The following is a 13,608-nucleotide window of genomic DNA, read 5'->3' as shown; positions in this document are numbered from 1 at the left end:
TGGTGGTTTGGATGCGTCAATTCCGGCAAGCCGTACGCGCATGTCACGTGGACGAAACCAGCGCGATCACGCGCAGCGGACTGCCCGAGCCGTTCTGGATCTTCAGCGGGGAGGCGACGATGATCGCTCCAGTCGCAGGAAGCTGATCCAGGTTGCACAGGCATTGCAGCCCATAGCGGCCCGCGCCGTGGAGGAAATGATGCGCCGGATAAGGCGGCTCGAAATGCCCGGCCTGTCCTGCATCGGTGCCGATCGTCTCGGTGCCGAAACCGATGATGCCGCGCTCCTCCACCAGCCATTTCATCACGGCTGCATTCGGACCCGGCGTGTGCGCCCCGTCGTCCCGGAGGTTCGAATAATCGCGCCAGCCCTTCTTCGACCAGTCCGTCCGCAGCAGCACCCAGTGCCGGGCCGGAATTCGGCCGTGCTCGGCTTCCCAGGCCTCGACGATCGGCACCGTGAGCACGAAGTCCGGATCCTGAGCCGCCTGCGCGGAGCAATCGATGACGCAGGCGGGCGCGATCATGTCCTTGGCCGGCATGGTATCGACCGCATTGTTGGCGAGGTCCTTGCCGGTGAACCAGTGTATCGGCGCGTCGAAATGCGTGCCGGTATGCTCGCCGAAAGTCACGTTATTCCAATACCAGGCCGGGCCGCGTGCGTCATAGCGCGAGATCTCCTGGATGCGCACCGGCGCCGCCTGGCCGAATTCGGGCGGCAGCACAATCACGGGAAATTCGGGGCTGAGCGTGAAGCTCAGGTCGATGACGCGCACCGCGTCCGAAGCGATCGCGCCCGCGAGATCCAGGAGAGCCTTGCCGTGCATTGTCGCGTCCTCCACCTTGGTCGAAAAGGGCTCACTTACCGGTCGAGCTCGCGCTCGAGCGCTTTCGGATTGGCCGCCAGACGCTGCCGAATCTCCTGGGCGACGTCTCCGACATACATTTCCTCGAGTCCGCCCCTGAGCCCGGCCACGACCGCCTGCGCGATGGCCCGCGGCGCCACCTTCGGCGGCGGCACGGTCTGAAACCACTCCGTGTCGACGGGCCCCGTGAAGACGTTCATCAACTTGATGCCGCCGGGCCGAAGCTCGGCGCGAAGACAATGCGAGAGCGACAGGCAGGCGGCTTGCGAGGCAGAGTAAGCGCCGAAGGCGGGCCAGTTCGCCAACGCGTGGACGGACAGGATGTTGACCCAGGCAACGCTGTTGTTGATGCCGTCCGCTCCCCGCATCCGCATCGCGGGTCCGAAGGCCTGTGCGAGATTGATGAAGCCGAGATAAGCCTGATCGATCTCGTCGCGTGCGATGCTCGTGCCCTTGCGGTCCAACAAGCCGCCGGGCCTCACATAATCGATCGTATTCACCAGGATGTCGACCTTGCCGCCGATGTCGGCGGCGAGATCACCGGTTGATTTTTCATCGGCGGCGTCGAGGGGTAAGAGCTCGATTCCCTCCTGTCCGCGCAGCAGCTCTTCGCCGGCAAACGGCCGCCACGGCTCGGCGATGCCCACGAACACGGTCTTGGTCCCCGCGGCCTTCAACGCCAAGGCGACCTCCCGCCCGACGGCACTGCGGCCGCTGGTCACGAGCACGCGCCGAAATTTGGGATCGGCAGTCATTTCGCGCCACTGCCTGTCGTCAGCCATATTGGGCGTCTCCCCTTCGGGTCGGGCAAAGGCCACCGCCTGACCGCTCTTGTCGAGCTGAAACGACATGCGGACGGGAGCACCCTCGATGCAATCGGCATGAAGATGCGCCACGATGGTCGGACCACAATCCATCTTGACGAGGCCGACGCGCCAGGGCGCCCGCTCCCGGAAATAGACGTCACTCGGCACGTGCGCCGTGGTGTGCGCCAGCAGCACGCCGCGGGCCGGCGCGTCGACGAACGCAAGCGCGGCGGACAGGCACGACGGGCACGCCTCGCGCGCCGGATAGGTGAAGGCGCCGCAGCCCTCGCAGCGCTGGAGCATGAAGCGCCCTTCGGCGGCAGCGCGCGTAAAGCCGTGCGCGGTCCTGCTGCGGGCGCGCGGCGGTGCGGTCGGCAGGCGCGTCCGCAGCAGCGGGTTCTTGCGTCGTGGCGGTTCAATCGGATCGATCATGGCGAAGGCCCGGCAAAGATTGCGGCGCCGGAGGCAAGTCCGCGGTCATAATTGATCATACCGAAGCCGGACGCCAGGCCGAGGCTCGCATCCCTGACCTGGGTCGGACCTGCAATTCCCAGGACCTGCCGCAGCCCTTCGACGAGACCGAGATAGGCGCCGGCTGCGCCGGCCTGCCCGACCGAGAGTTGCCCGCCGGAGGTGTTGTGCGGAAAGTCACCGTCGATGGTGAGATCGTGCTGGCGGACGAACTCCGCCCCCTCGCCCTTCTCGCAAAAGCCGAGATCCTCGAACTGCATCATCGAGATGACGGGATAGTCGTCGTAGGTCTGGACGATGTCGAGATCGTCGGGCTTGACGCCGGCCATCGCATAGAGCTCACCGACGTCCATCGCCCAACCGCCACGAACCTGCATCGGATCATCGGCAAAGGCGTTGTGCCGCTCGATCGTCGACAGCAACCTTGCTGCGGGCAGCCGCAGCGAAGCGGCGGTGTCCTCCCGCATCACGAGGAATGCCTCGGCGCCGGCGCAAGGCATCACGCAGTCGAACAGATGAATGGGATCGGAAATGGGGCGCGCGGCGAGGTACTGCTCGATCGACAGCGCCGTCTTCATCAGCGCGTGCGGATTGCGCAAGGCGTTCGTGCGCTGGGCAACCGCGATCCTGCCGACGTCCTCGCGGCTCACGCCGAAGGTCCGCATGTAGTTGCGGGCGATGAGAGCGAAGCTCGAATTCGCGCCGCCCGCGCCGTAAGGATAGACCGCATCCTGGTTGAAGCGGGAGAAATTCTCGAGCGTCAAGCGGAAGGAATCGACGTGGTTGGTGTCGCCGGCAACGCACGCCACGATGTCGGCATCGCGCGCCTGAACCGCGCGGGCCGCCTTTCGCACCGCCGCGATGGCGCTGGCGCCGCCGAGCGGAATCGTGTCGAGCCATCGCACGCACAGTCCGAAATGCTGCGTCAGGCCGACCCCGCTGTCCGTCCCCAAGGTGAAGCTGGAGACGCACAATCCGTCGATCTCCGAAGCCCTGATGCCCGCTTGCGCAACGAGTGCGCTCAAGGCACGGCCGATCCACCATTGAGCGCTGTCGATCGAATAGCGCACATAGGGTATCGTGACGGGGGCCGCCATCACGATGCCGTCGTAGGGTGTGCGAAGCGAGAGCGTCAACGATCGTCCGCCTTGTCCATTCGCCTTAGATCACCGTCAGCTTCACGTCGATATTGCCGCGTGTTGCGTTCGAATAGGGGCAGCGTTCGTGCGCGCCGGCAACGACGGCTTCCGCCACCGATCGCTCCACGCCCGGCAGATCGACCTTCAATTCGACGGCCAGCGCGTATCCGACGGGCACCGGTCCCATCGCCACCTTTGCCGTGACCGAGGGCTCCGCAGAGGGCACCACCTTCCTGGTGCGCGCCACAAGTTTGACCGCACCGAGGAAACAGGCGGCATAGCCCGCCGCAAAAAGCTGCTCCGGATTGGTACCCTCACCGCCGGGGCCGCCGAGCGATTTCGGCACCGACAGCGACACCGACAGCAGACCATCCGCGCTCGCGGCCTTGCCGTCGCGGCCGCCGGTCGCGGTGACTTCGGTGTCGTACAGGATCTTCTCGGGCGTCATCATGTTGGTCTTCTCCAAACGCGCTAGCTGGCTCTAACGTCGGTTACGCGAGAGCAGCGCGCGGAAATCGTCGCGGGCAAGCGCGCTGGCGCGCCTGAAGCTCGGACCCCGGCTCGGCTCGGTTCCGTTGAGACGCCTGAGCTGCACCCACATCTCGGCGCTCTTCAGCGCCACCGCCGCGCAGTTGACCACCGGGGCGTGCCCGACCTTGAGACCGTGCTCCCGCCCGATCAACAGACCCGGCAGCACGCCAGCAGGTATCACGACGTCGGCACCGCGCTCGACGAGCGGCAACGCACAGGCGACGAAATCCTCGATCATGCGGGCATGCGCGGCTTGATCGCCGGCGAAGGCATCCGCGAAATCCTCGGGCTTGCAGCCGAGGCCCGTGACGTGAACGACGCGACCGCCGAGGCCGTAACGTTCGGCCTGCTCATAGTGCCAGACCTCGAAAACGGGATCGAGCGTGACGAGGCCGAGCCGCCGACCAAGCTGCGAGGCAGCAAGCAGCGTCGCCTCGCCGGCTCCGATCACGGGAATATCGAGCGTTGCGCGCAGCTCGTACAGACCGGGATCCTGGAAGTGGCCCATGACGAATGCATCGAAGCCCTGCTCTTCCGCTGCGATGCCGTTGTCGATGGCCTGAACGGCGCAACGCAATTCGGCGAGCCGGCCAAATTCGCGATCCGGCGGTGATATGCCTTCGACATGGACCGTCGTGCCCGATGCCGCGATGCTGTTGAGATACTCCGACAGCCGCGCCATGTAAGGCGCGTTCACGCTCGCATCAACGAAGCTCTGCCAGAAGATGCGCATCGTCTCTTCCTCACCGGACCGCCGGCCCTAATATTTCAATCACAAACTAATTTGCGCGTCAAATGTGTGCGGCGCACCCAAGGAGGCGAGCTGGCACGCCGCAGCCGCCACTGCCGATTTTGTCATTCGCGACGCCCAAGAATCCGCCGCCAACTGCCGGAATTGTATGCATCAGCATTTTTTTGCAGAGAGCCGTCAGGCGCTGTTGACGGGCTCGCCGGATATACTTTAGGCTTTAACTAATTCCTGCCGCTCTGGCGGCGTAACGATGATGTTGCAGGACACCGCTCTTGAGCGACTCGATCGGGTGGGCAGTCTTCCGAGCTGAACGACGGGCGGCAATGTCCTGTGCAGGGCTGCGCGGCCCCGTCCTAAATATTGAGACGCCCGCGATACACCAGGCGAGGTCGCCCGGCGGTGAGCGCCTCCGTCCACGGGCGGTGGCATGACGCCGCCGCCAACCAGGCGAAGTCTTCATATTCGCGCCGACCTCCGGCGCCGCAATAGCGCTTCCGATTGCCGTCAGTCCCGATTGAGGTCCGGCGGCTTCCCGTCATTCGCACGCGTATCAAAGCAGGAGAAGGCAATGCGCAAGACCCTGGCCTTAGTGGCAGTTGCAGTTGGAATCACCGTCGCGCCGGCGGCGCGGGCCGACATCACCATCGGCTTCGTCACCTCGTTGAGCGGCAACGGCTCCTCGATCGGCATCCCCTATGGGCGCGGCATCAACGCCGCCTACGAGTACAAGAAATCGGTCAATGGCGAGACCGTCCGCCTGATCCAGCTCGACGACGGGTCCGATCCCTCAGCGGCGACGCGCAACGCGCGCAAGCTCGTGGAGGAGGAGAAGGTCGACCTGCTGATCGGCACCGCAACGGCGCCCTCGACGATCGCGATGGCGGCCGTCGCGAGCGAACTGAAGGTGCCGATGATCGCAGTCTCACCGATCGTCAAGCTGCCCGACACGCCGGAGCAATGGGTGGTCTCGGTGCCGCAGCCAGCGTCACTGCTCGTCAAGATCATCGCCGATCGCATGAAGCGCGATGGCATGAAGAACATCGGCTATATCGGCTTCTCGGATGCGTGGGGCGACCTCGTCTACAACGGCGCCAAGGCGGCGGAATCGGCCGACGGCATCAAGATCCAGACCAACGAGCGCTATGCCCGCACCGACACCTCCGTCACCGCGCAGATCCTCAAGGTCATGGCCGCTCGGCCCGACGCCGTGCTCGACGGCGGCTCCGGCACGCAAGGCGCACTGCCTCTGCTCAGCCTTGCCGAGCGCGGCTTCAAAGGAAATACCTACGGCACGGTGGCACTGGTCAATCCGGATTTCGTCAACGTGGGCGGCAAGGCGGCCGAGGGGATTCAAGTCTCGGCGGGGCCCGTGATCGTCGCCGAACAGCTACCCGATGAGCATTTTGCCAAGAAGATCGCGCTGGATTTCCGCAGCGTCTACCAGAAGACCCACAACATTCCGACCACCGACGGCTTCTCGGCTTACTCCTTCGACGCCTGGCTGATCTTCGCCAACGCGGCCGAGCGCGCGCTCAAGTCGGCAAAGCCGGGGACGATCGAATTCCGCGCCGCACTCCGGGATGCCATCCTCAGCACCAAGGAGCTGCCGGGGGTGCATGCCGTCTACAATTTCAAGCAAGGCGCCGCGACCGGCGTCGACGAGCGCTCCCTGGTCGTCGTCCGGCTGACCGGCGGCGCCTGGAAGTACGTGCCGTAAGAAAACGATCGGCCATCAACGGGGAACAGCGGCTCAATGACGAGCGATATCGCAGCCATTCTTGCGATCGACGGCATCGCCACCGGCGCCATCTATGCGCTGGTGGCGATCGGCACCGTCCTCATATTCACGGTGACGCGGGTCGTGTTCATCCCCTTCGGCGACATTGCGGCCTTCACTGCGCTGACGCTCGCGGCCCTCGACGCAAAGCGCTTCCCCGGAACGGGCGCGCTGGTGGTGGTGCTGGCCTGCCTTGCGACCCTGATCGAGATAGCTTCGCTGGCGCGCTCGGGCGAACTCCGTCTCGTCCCGCGCGCGCTTCTCTTCTATCTGGTGCTCCCCCTTGCGGTGGTCGGTTGCGCCTGGCTCGCCACGCGCATGGACCCGCCTCTCGCCGTCAGGCTGGTGCTCGCGCTGATGCTGATCACGCCGATCTCTCCGCTGCTCGACCGCATCGTTTTCCGCCCGATCGCGGACGGCACGGTGCTGCTGCTGCTGACGGTGTCGGTGGCGCTGCATTTTGCGCTCGTCGGGCTGGGTCTGCTGTTCTTCGGTCCCGAAGGCGTCCGGACCGAGCCGCTGACCTCGCTCTCGATGGAATTCGCCGGCGTCCTGATCTCGGGCCAGACCATGCTGATCGTAATTGCGGCACTGGTCTTCAGCGGCCTGCTCTATCTCTTCTTTGACTTCTCGCTGGTCGGCAAATCGCTTCGCGCCACCGCCGTGAACCGGACCGGCTCGCGGCTGATGGGAATCCGCCCGGCGCGCGCGGGCACGATCGCTTACCTGCTCGGCTCGCTGATGGCCGGCGTATCGGGCATCCTGATCGCTCCCGTCAACACGGTGTTCTACGATTCCGGCTTCCTGATCGGCCTCAAGGCATTCGTCGGCGCGATCGTCGGCGGCATGACCAGCTACCCGGGGGCTGCGATCGGCGCCGTCGGCGTCGGCATCCTGGAAAGCTTCGCATCGTTCGAGAGCAGCGCGCTGAAGGACGTCATCGTGTTCTCGCTGCTGATCCCGATCCTGATCTGGCGATCGCTCGCATCGCTGCATTCCGAGGAGGAGATCGAGGAATGACGCGCCTTCACGTTCGGATCGCCGCCATCGCGGCCGTGTTGGGCCTCGCTGCGGCTCCCTTCGTCCTCAGCCCGTTCAGCATCACCTTGATGAACTACATCGGCATCTATTCGCTGGTCGCCATCGGGCTCGCGCTGCTGACCGGGGTTGGCGGCATCGTCTCGTTCGGACAGGCCGCTTTCGTCGGCGTCGCGGCCTACGCGACCGCCTGGGTCTCCGCGTTGAACGGCCATTCGCCCTGGCTCGGCCTGCTGTTCGGCGTGGCGCTCACATGCAGCGTCGCAACCGTTCTCGGCCTCGTCACCCTCCGCCTGCAAGGGCACTTCCTCTCGCTCAGCACCGTCGCCTGGGGTCTGGCGATCGGCTTCCTGTTCGGCAATTTGGACGGGCTCGGCCGCTTCAACGGCATCTCCTCGATCCCGCCGATCAGCTTCGGATCGCTCGCTTTGGTTTCCAGCGCGCAGATCTACTTCCTGATCTGGGGAATCGTCGCCGTCGTTCTCTTCCTCGGCTACAATCTGCTGGACTCGCGGCTCGGCCGCGCCATGCGCGCGTTGCGCGGCGGCAACACGCTGGTCGAAAGCCTCGGCATCAATGCCTTCCGCATCAAGCTGGTGACGTTCGTGACCGCAGCGTTCCTGGCCTCGCTCTCGGGATGGCTGTACGCCCATATGAGCCGGTTCATCAGCCCGGGACCATTCGATGCCGGCATGGGCATCGAATATCTGATGATGTCGATGGTCGGAGGTGCCGGCAGCCTTCTCGGCGGCGTCGTCGGCGCCGCCATCGTCACCCTGCTGAAGAACAGCGTGCAGGACTATCTGCCCTTGATCGCCAAGGGTGCGTCCGGGCAGCTCGAGATCGTCGCGTTCTCGGCGCTGTTCATCCTGTTCCTGCAATGGGCGCGCCAAGGTATCGTGCCCTATCTTGCACGCTACCTGCCGAAATTGAAGCGCGAGCGGCCGGCGCCGGCACCGCCCCTGCCCCGCCGTTCCCAACCCAAGCCGGGCGAGCTTCTCCTGAAGGTCGACGGTGCCGAGCGCCGGTTCGGAGGCCTGGTCGCCGTCAACAACGTCAGCTTCGAGGTCCGCACGGGTGAGATCCTCGCCGTGATCGGCCCGAACGGCGCCGGCAAGAGCACGATGTTCAACTGCCTCACCGGTGCGCTCAGGGTCAACAAGGGCGAGATCGTGTTCGCCGGGCGCGCGATCACGCGTGACGCTCAGTCCCGCATCGCCAAGGCGGGCATCGCGCGCACGTTCCAGCACGTCAAGCTGCGGCCGCGCATGAGCCTTCTGGAGAACGTGATGCTCGGCACCTACGGCCGCACCGCCGCCGGCCTGTTCGGCGGAGCCTTCCGCCTCAACCGGCGCGAGGAAGCGAGTGCCCGCCACGAGGCGTTGCTTCAGCTCGAACGCGTCGGTCTCGGCGACAAGCCGTTCGAGCTCGCCGGCAATCTGCCGCTCGGAAACCAGCGCATCCTGGAAATCGCGCGGGCGCTCGCGGCGGATCCGACCCTATTGGTGCTCGACGAGCCCGCCGCCGGCCTGCGTCGCCAGGAGAAGCTCAGGCTGGCCGAACTGCTGCGCTCGCTGCGGGAGGACCACCTGACCATCCTGATCGTGGAGCACGACATGGAGTTCGTGATGTCGCTGGTCGATCGCATCGTCGTGCTGGATTTCGGCTCGAAGCTCTGCGAGGGCGCGCCGGCCGCGATCCGCAGCGATGCGCGGGTGCAGGAAGCATATCTTGGAGGCGTCGCGTGAGCTCGATGTTTTCCCTGTCCGACGTCACGGTCTGCTACGACAATGTCGAAGCGGTCCGCAACGTCTCGCTGTCGGTCGAAGAGGGCCAGATCGTCACCGTGATCGGCCCGAACGGTGCAGGCAAGACCACGCTGCTGATGGCGGCAATCGGACTACTGTCGTCGAAAGGCCGCATGGTCTTCCAAGGCAGCGAGATCGGCAAGCTCTCGGTCGAGGACCGTGTCGAGCGCAGATTGTGCCTGGTGCCGGAGAAGCGCGAGCTGTTCTCCGACATGTCGGTGGCCGACAATCTCCTGCTGGGCTCCTACAGCCTGCGCGACCGGTCCGGCGTCGAGAAGACGCTCGACGAGGTCTATGACCGCTTCCCGCGGCTGAAGGAGCGGCAGCGCCAGGCGGCCGGTACGCTGTCCGGCGGCGAACGCCAGATGCTTGCGCTCGGACGCGCGCTGATGGCGCGGCCCAAGCTGCTCATGCTGGACGAACCGAGTCTCGGTCTTGCGCCGCTGATCGTGCGCGAGATCTTCCGCACCATCGCCTCGTTGCGCGATCTCGGCGTTTCGATCCTGCTGGTCGAGCAGAATGCCCGCGCCGCGCTGGAGACGGCCGATTACGGCTACGTCCTGGAAACCGGAGAGATCGTGCAGTCCGGGCCCGCCAAGGATCTCATCCACGATCCCCGGCTGATCACCGCCTATCTCGGCGGACACTAGCGCCCCAGACAAAAAATCGAAAAACAACCCCATGCACAGTAGCCGCCGACAGCAATATCAACGGCTTGGCGTCGGAGGTGCAGTGTCTTCTGATTTTTCGAAAGGCATTTGACCCGTCGGGCAAAACAATGGCATTATGCCACCCTCGCAGCGCTCCGGCCGCTAAAGCGCGATGAGGGTGTGTACTCATAAGATCTGTCGCTAAGAGTAGGTGCGCCTGATGACGGCTTGTCCCGCAACAGCGGCGCGAAAGCGGACCTTGTCGGACCTCCGAGAAGGGCCATGTGCAGACTCGTGCAACACGGCAAACAGCATCGTCTCACTCGATGACCTTGTCAGCGCGCGCCAACAGAGACTCGGGCACCGTAACGCCCATCGCCTTAGCGGTCTTGAGGTTGATCACCAGCTCGAATTTCGTCGGCTGTTCGACCGGCAGATCGGCAGGCATCGTGCCGCGCAAAAGGCTCGCCGCAAATCGAGCAGTAAGGTCTGCCAAGTGATCGGGGGATGGGCCGTAGCCGATAAAGCCACCTTGCTCGGCCCGCAATCCCCACTGATACATGGTTGGAAGGCGCAGTGCTGCAACTCGTTCCATGATCAGCGGACCATTGCCGTCGAGCATCCCGGAATTAAGAATATTCAGCGCCGTGGCCCCCGATGCCTGTGCCTTATCAATAGTCGCTGCAATCTCCTCAGCCCTGGCGACGCGATAGATTGAAAGCTCGACGTTGCGTGCGCGCGCCGCCTCTTGCAAAGCGTGAGCCTTCGCCTCAGTTGTTATGCTGGGATCGGCGAGAGCCGCGATGCGGCGAATCCCGGGCACGGCTTCGATCAGGATGTCCTGTCGCATGCCGTTAAGCTCAGGGGAAAAAATGCTGATCCCCGTGATATTGCCATTGGGCCGGGCGAACGATTTTACCAAGCCCTCCGCGACCATATCGCCTGTGATCCCAACGATGGGAATGCTCTTGGTCGCCTGCTGTACGGCGGCAACTGCCTCGGGTGCAGCAGCATAGATGACATCGGGCTGGGCTATGACCAGCTCCGCCGCAAGTTGCGAAATCAGATCGATATGAGGTGCAAAGGCGCGGTAATCAATTGTGAGGTTTTGGCCTTCAATGAAACCAGCGCGCCGGAGGTTGTCGAAAAAACGTACGTTAAAGTGAATATCGCGAGGATGCGGAGACAAGCAACCCAGGCGATAGGTCCGTCCCGGTTTCTGGGCCAGCGCTGCGAGCGGCAACGCCACCACCGCGCCGCCGACAAGCGTGATGAAACTGCGCCGTCTCATTGGAACCCCCAATGGAAAACGCCTCGTGCATGTCGAAGTCTAGCACTTCAAAAGACGGGACGCCGATGAGAACAATCGGCCCGGTCGCTGCGTCCAAATGTCCGCAACGGGTCAAAATGCGAAGAACTCAGGTTGAGCAAATCTGGTCCGCTCTGCCGCGACAAGCGGACCTCCGTGAGACCCAGCGCAACTTCCCAGATGGGCCAGAAGCGGAAGTCGGCTTGTCGGTCGACGAGATCAGAAATATCTACCCATGTCTTTCGGAAAAGTCTTCACAAGCAGAGAGAACCTCCCTTCGGCTCAATCCGACGTGGCCGAAGCCCAGTGGCCCGCTAAATTTTACCACAAGTCGGTCTGGTCGTTTAGGTTTGGGTCTGGCATCCGTTGTCCAAGAGAGACGCCCAATCTTCAACTTGACGACGTTCCCACTTTCGCAGGCCGACTGTATCGATCTGATGAGACTGCTTGCGTCGTCAAAAGGCAAATCCATTCGCGACGACTCGCCCAAATTGCAGACGAGTTGGCAAGTCGTGCCTAGCGATCTGATGTACAGTCCATACGTAAAAGAAATAAGCTCATCTTTAGCGCGAGGTCGGCTGACCGCATCCGGCGAACCCGGGAGCGACTCTTTAGCGAGACCAGAAACAACCTGATAGCCTATGCATGCACAAAGAACTATGCCGAATAAAATGCTCCAAAAGGCACCGACGTCTTGAGGCCACCACATAGGCTGAAGATTACAATTTCTATGAAACTAAGACAATTGTGACCCATGCCACGCTTGCCTGAAATGTCCGCTACGGGTCTTGGCTGTGTGCAAACGGATGGTCGGCACGCGGCCGTGGGTCGCCAATCACTGCAGGCGGCTGAGGTTCTCGCGTCGGATCGCCCAATGACGGCCAAAGCGGGTATCGCGAGGCGGTATTGCGCTTTTGGACGTACTTTCCGGGCTTCAGGCGGCGCGGATGGCTGCAATCAGGCGCGGTTTGCCGACGATGTTCATCACCCGTGTGAGGTTATAGGCGAGAACGTGCAGCGCCATTTCGGCGGCGACGTTCCGTAGGCGCTTCATCAGGAAGTGGGTCGCCCCCATACGGGCCTTGATCGTGCCGAAGGGATGCTCGACCGTCTCGCGCCGCCTCCGCATGGCGTCGGGGTCGGAATCGAGCCGTCTCTGGACCTCCTCGACCACATGCTCATGCTCCCAGCGTGTGATGCGGCGCTCCTTGGACGGCGTACATTGGCTCTTGATTGCGCAGCCTTGGCACGCTGCTGTCGACCAGTAACGGCGCAGCGTCATTCCATGCTCGATGTTGGTATAGCGATAGGGCAGCACCTGGCCGGACGGGCAACGGTAGACGTCCTCGTCAGGTAGATAGGCGAAGTCCTGTTTGCCGAACCGACCCTCCGCCTTGGCGTTCGACGTCATGGGCTTGGGCAGCGTGACTGCAACGCCAGCCTCTTTGCAGGCCAATATCTCCTCTCCGTCGAAGTAGCCACGGTCGGCGACCGCCTCCAGTTTGTCCACTTCGAGCACTTCTTTGGCTTGCTTCGACATCCGAGCAAGCTGCCCACGGTCGTTGCCGACGTTGATGACCTCATGCGTAACAATCAGGTGGTGTTCGGTGTCCACCGCGACCTGGACATTGTAGCCGACGACACCTGATCCGCGTCCACTGGTGGCCATCGAACGGGCATCCGGATCGGTGAGCGATATCTGTTGATCCGGCGTGTTGCGCATCTGCGCATCGAGCACTTCCAGGCGGCCCATCTCCTGCTTCAGCCGAGCGATCTTTTCCTTAATCCTCGTCGTCTTGATGCTGATCGCTTCCGATGGCTCCTGCCGATCGGCGCTATCGAGTTGACGCAGATATCGACCGACGCTTTCCTCGATCTGCGCCATCCGCCTCGCCATCTTGGCATGCGTGAAGTTGCGGTCGCGGTTGTTCACCGCCTTGAACTTGCTGCCGTCGATTGCGACGCTTGAGGTCTGCAACAGGCCCATTTGCCGGCATAGTGCAATGAACTTCGCACAAACCTTCCGAAGCGCCGCACCATTGTCCTTCCGGAAATCGGCGATCGTCTTGTGATCGGGAGCCAGGCGGCCGATCAGCCACATCACCTCGATATTGCGGCACGCCTCACGTTCCAGGCGGCGACTGGATTGCACCCGATTGAGATAACCGTAGATGTAAAGCTTCAGAAGCACTGCCGGATGATAGGAAGGCCGGCCCGTCTCCTTGGCGATCACACGCTCAAACCCCAGTCCATGCAGGTCGAGCGCTTCGACGAACGCATCGATCACATGGACCGTGTTGTCCTCACTTACCCAATCCTCCAGGCATTCCGGCAAGAGCGTCAGCTGGGATCTGTCCGCGCCTTCAACGAAGCGTCCCATCCGTATCCTCCATCAGAAAACGGAGGAATCGTAACCGACTCGTGGCTTTTCACACAGCCAGGGTCAAAATGCGAAGAACTCAG

11 protein-coding genes are annotated in these 13,608 nt (G+C 63.3%); 4 read left to right on the top strand and 7 right to left on the bottom strand.

Annotation, left to right across the window (positions count from 1 at the left end):
• Nucleotides 1–43 precede the first annotated feature (43 nt).
• From AB7M16_RS28100 to AB7M16_RS28080, 5 genes are read right to left on the bottom strand one after another with little or no spacing between them, the layout of a single operon-like run.
• The gene (locus AB7M16_RS28100; protein ID WP_453945685.1) at nt 44–826 is read right to left on the bottom strand and encodes a cyclase family protein; all 783 of its coding nucleotides are present in this window, start codon (nt 824–826) and stop codon (nt 44–46) included.
• A gap of 35 nt (nt 827–861) precedes the next feature.
• Entirely contained in the window at nt 862–2,103 is a 1,242-nt protein-coding gene (locus AB7M16_RS28095) for an SDR family NAD(P)-dependent oxidoreductase (protein WP_453945684.1), read from the bottom strand.
• Entirely contained in the window at nt 2,100–3,278 is a 1,179-nt protein-coding gene (locus AB7M16_RS28090; protein ID WP_453945683.1) for a thiolase family protein, read from the bottom strand. The genes AB7M16_RS28095 and AB7M16_RS28090 overlap by 4 nt, the downstream gene beginning before the upstream one ends.
• A gap of 25 nt (nt 3,279–3,303) precedes the next feature.
• Nucleotides 3,304–3,732, bottom strand: a complete 429-nt coding sequence (locus AB7M16_RS28085; RefSeq protein WP_349628375.1) for an organic hydroperoxide resistance protein — start codon at nt 3,730–3,732, stop codon at nt 3,304–3,306.
• Nucleotides 3,733–3,762: 30 nt separating this feature from the next.
• Nucleotides 3,763–4,545 (bottom strand): aspartate/glutamate racemase family protein, encoded by a 783-nt coding sequence (locus tag AB7M16_RS28080; protein ID WP_172789528.1) that lies wholly within the window; start codon nt 4,543–4,545, stop codon nt 3,763–3,765.
• Nucleotides 4,546–5,131: 586 nt separating this feature from the next.
• Between AB7M16_RS28080 and AB7M16_RS28075 the strand changes: the two genes are divergently transcribed.
• From AB7M16_RS28075 to AB7M16_RS28060, 4 genes are read left to right on the top strand one after another with little or no spacing between them, the layout of a single operon-like run.
• On the top strand, nt 5,132–6,280 hold the full coding sequence (locus AB7M16_RS28075; RefSeq protein WP_453945682.1) for an ABC transporter substrate-binding protein: 1,149 nt from the start codon (nt 5,132–5,134) through the stop codon (nt 6,278–6,280).
• Nucleotides 6,281–6,316: 36 nt separating this feature from the next.
• Nucleotides 6,317–7,360 carry a branched-chain amino acid ABC transporter permease gene (locus AB7M16_RS28070; protein ID WP_260382441.1) on the top strand — a complete coding sequence of 348 codons (1,044 nt, stop codon included), beginning with the start codon at nt 6,317–6,319 and terminating at the stop codon, nt 7,358–7,360.
• Nucleotides 7,357–9,126 (top strand): branched-chain amino acid ABC transporter ATP-binding protein/permease, encoded by a 1,770-nt coding sequence (locus tag AB7M16_RS28065; RefSeq protein WP_453945681.1) that lies wholly within the window; start codon nt 7,357–7,359, stop codon nt 9,124–9,126. Before AB7M16_RS28070 ends, AB7M16_RS28065 begins: the two co-directional genes overlap by 4 nt.
• The gene (locus AB7M16_RS28060) at nt 9,123–9,836 is read left to right on the top strand and encodes an ABC transporter ATP-binding protein (protein ID WP_172789524.1); all 714 of its coding nucleotides are present in this window, start codon (nt 9,123–9,125) and stop codon (nt 9,834–9,836) included. Before AB7M16_RS28065 ends, AB7M16_RS28060 begins: the two co-directional genes overlap by 4 nt.
• Nucleotides 9,837–10,155: 319 nt before the next feature.
• On the opposite strand, the gene AB7M16_RS28055 is transcribed toward AB7M16_RS28060, so the two are convergent.
• Together AB7M16_RS28055 and AB7M16_RS28050 are read right to left on the bottom strand one after the other, a co-directional pair.
• The gene (locus AB7M16_RS28055; protein ID WP_453945680.1) at nt 10,156–11,127 is read right to left on the bottom strand and encodes an ABC transporter substrate-binding protein; all 972 of its coding nucleotides are present in this window, start codon (nt 11,125–11,127) and stop codon (nt 10,156–10,158) included.
• Between the two features lie 952 nt (nt 11,128–12,079).
• A complete protein-coding gene (locus tag AB7M16_RS28050) occupies nt 12,080–13,525 on the bottom strand; it encodes an IS1182 family transposase (protein WP_453942833.1) in 1,446 nt (481 codons plus the stop codon).
• Between the last annotated feature and the right edge of the window lie 83 nt (nt 13,526–13,608).

It is taken from the genome of Bradyrhizobium sp. USDA 372, assembly GCF_053629095.1.
The sequence above is the reverse complement of the archived record's forward strand: the minus strand, read 5'-3'. Positions and strand labels throughout refer to the sequence as shown.

Excerpts from the sequence above, each read along its gene's own strand:
- AB7M16_RS28075 (WP_453945682.1), top strand. The coding sequence starts at position 5,132 with ATGCGCAAGACCCTGGCCTTAGTGGCAGTTGCAGTTGGAATCACCGTC.
- AB7M16_RS28100 (WP_453945685.1), bottom strand. The coding sequence starts at position 826 with ATGCACGGCAAGGCTCTCCTGGATCTCGCGGGCGCGATCGCTTCGGAC.
- AB7M16_RS28055 (WP_453945680.1), bottom strand. The coding sequence starts at position 11,127 with ATGAGACGGCGCAGTTTCATCACGCTTGTCGGCGGCGCGGTGGTGGCG.
- AB7M16_RS28050 (WP_453942833.1), bottom strand. The coding sequence starts at position 13,525 with ATGGGACGCTTCGTTGAAGGCGCGGACAGATCCCAGCTGACGCTCTTG.
- AB7M16_RS28085 (WP_349628375.1), bottom strand. The coding sequence starts at position 3,732 with ATGATGACGCCCGAGAAGATCCTGTACGACACCGAAGTCACCGCGACC.
- AB7M16_RS28065 (WP_453945681.1), top strand. The coding sequence starts at position 7,357 with ATGACGCGCCTTCACGTTCGGATCGCCGCCATCGCGGCCGTGTTGGGC.
- AB7M16_RS28080 (WP_172789528.1), bottom strand. The coding sequence starts at position 4,545 with ATGCGCATCTTCTGGCAGAGCTTCGTTGATGCGAGCGTGAACGCGCCT.
- AB7M16_RS28095 (WP_453945684.1), bottom strand. The coding sequence starts at position 2,103 with ATGATCGATCCGATTGAACCGCCACGACGCAAGAACCCGCTGCTGCGG.
- AB7M16_RS28070 (WP_260382441.1), top strand. The coding sequence starts at position 6,317 with ATGACGAGCGATATCGCAGCCATTCTTGCGATCGACGGCATCGCCACC.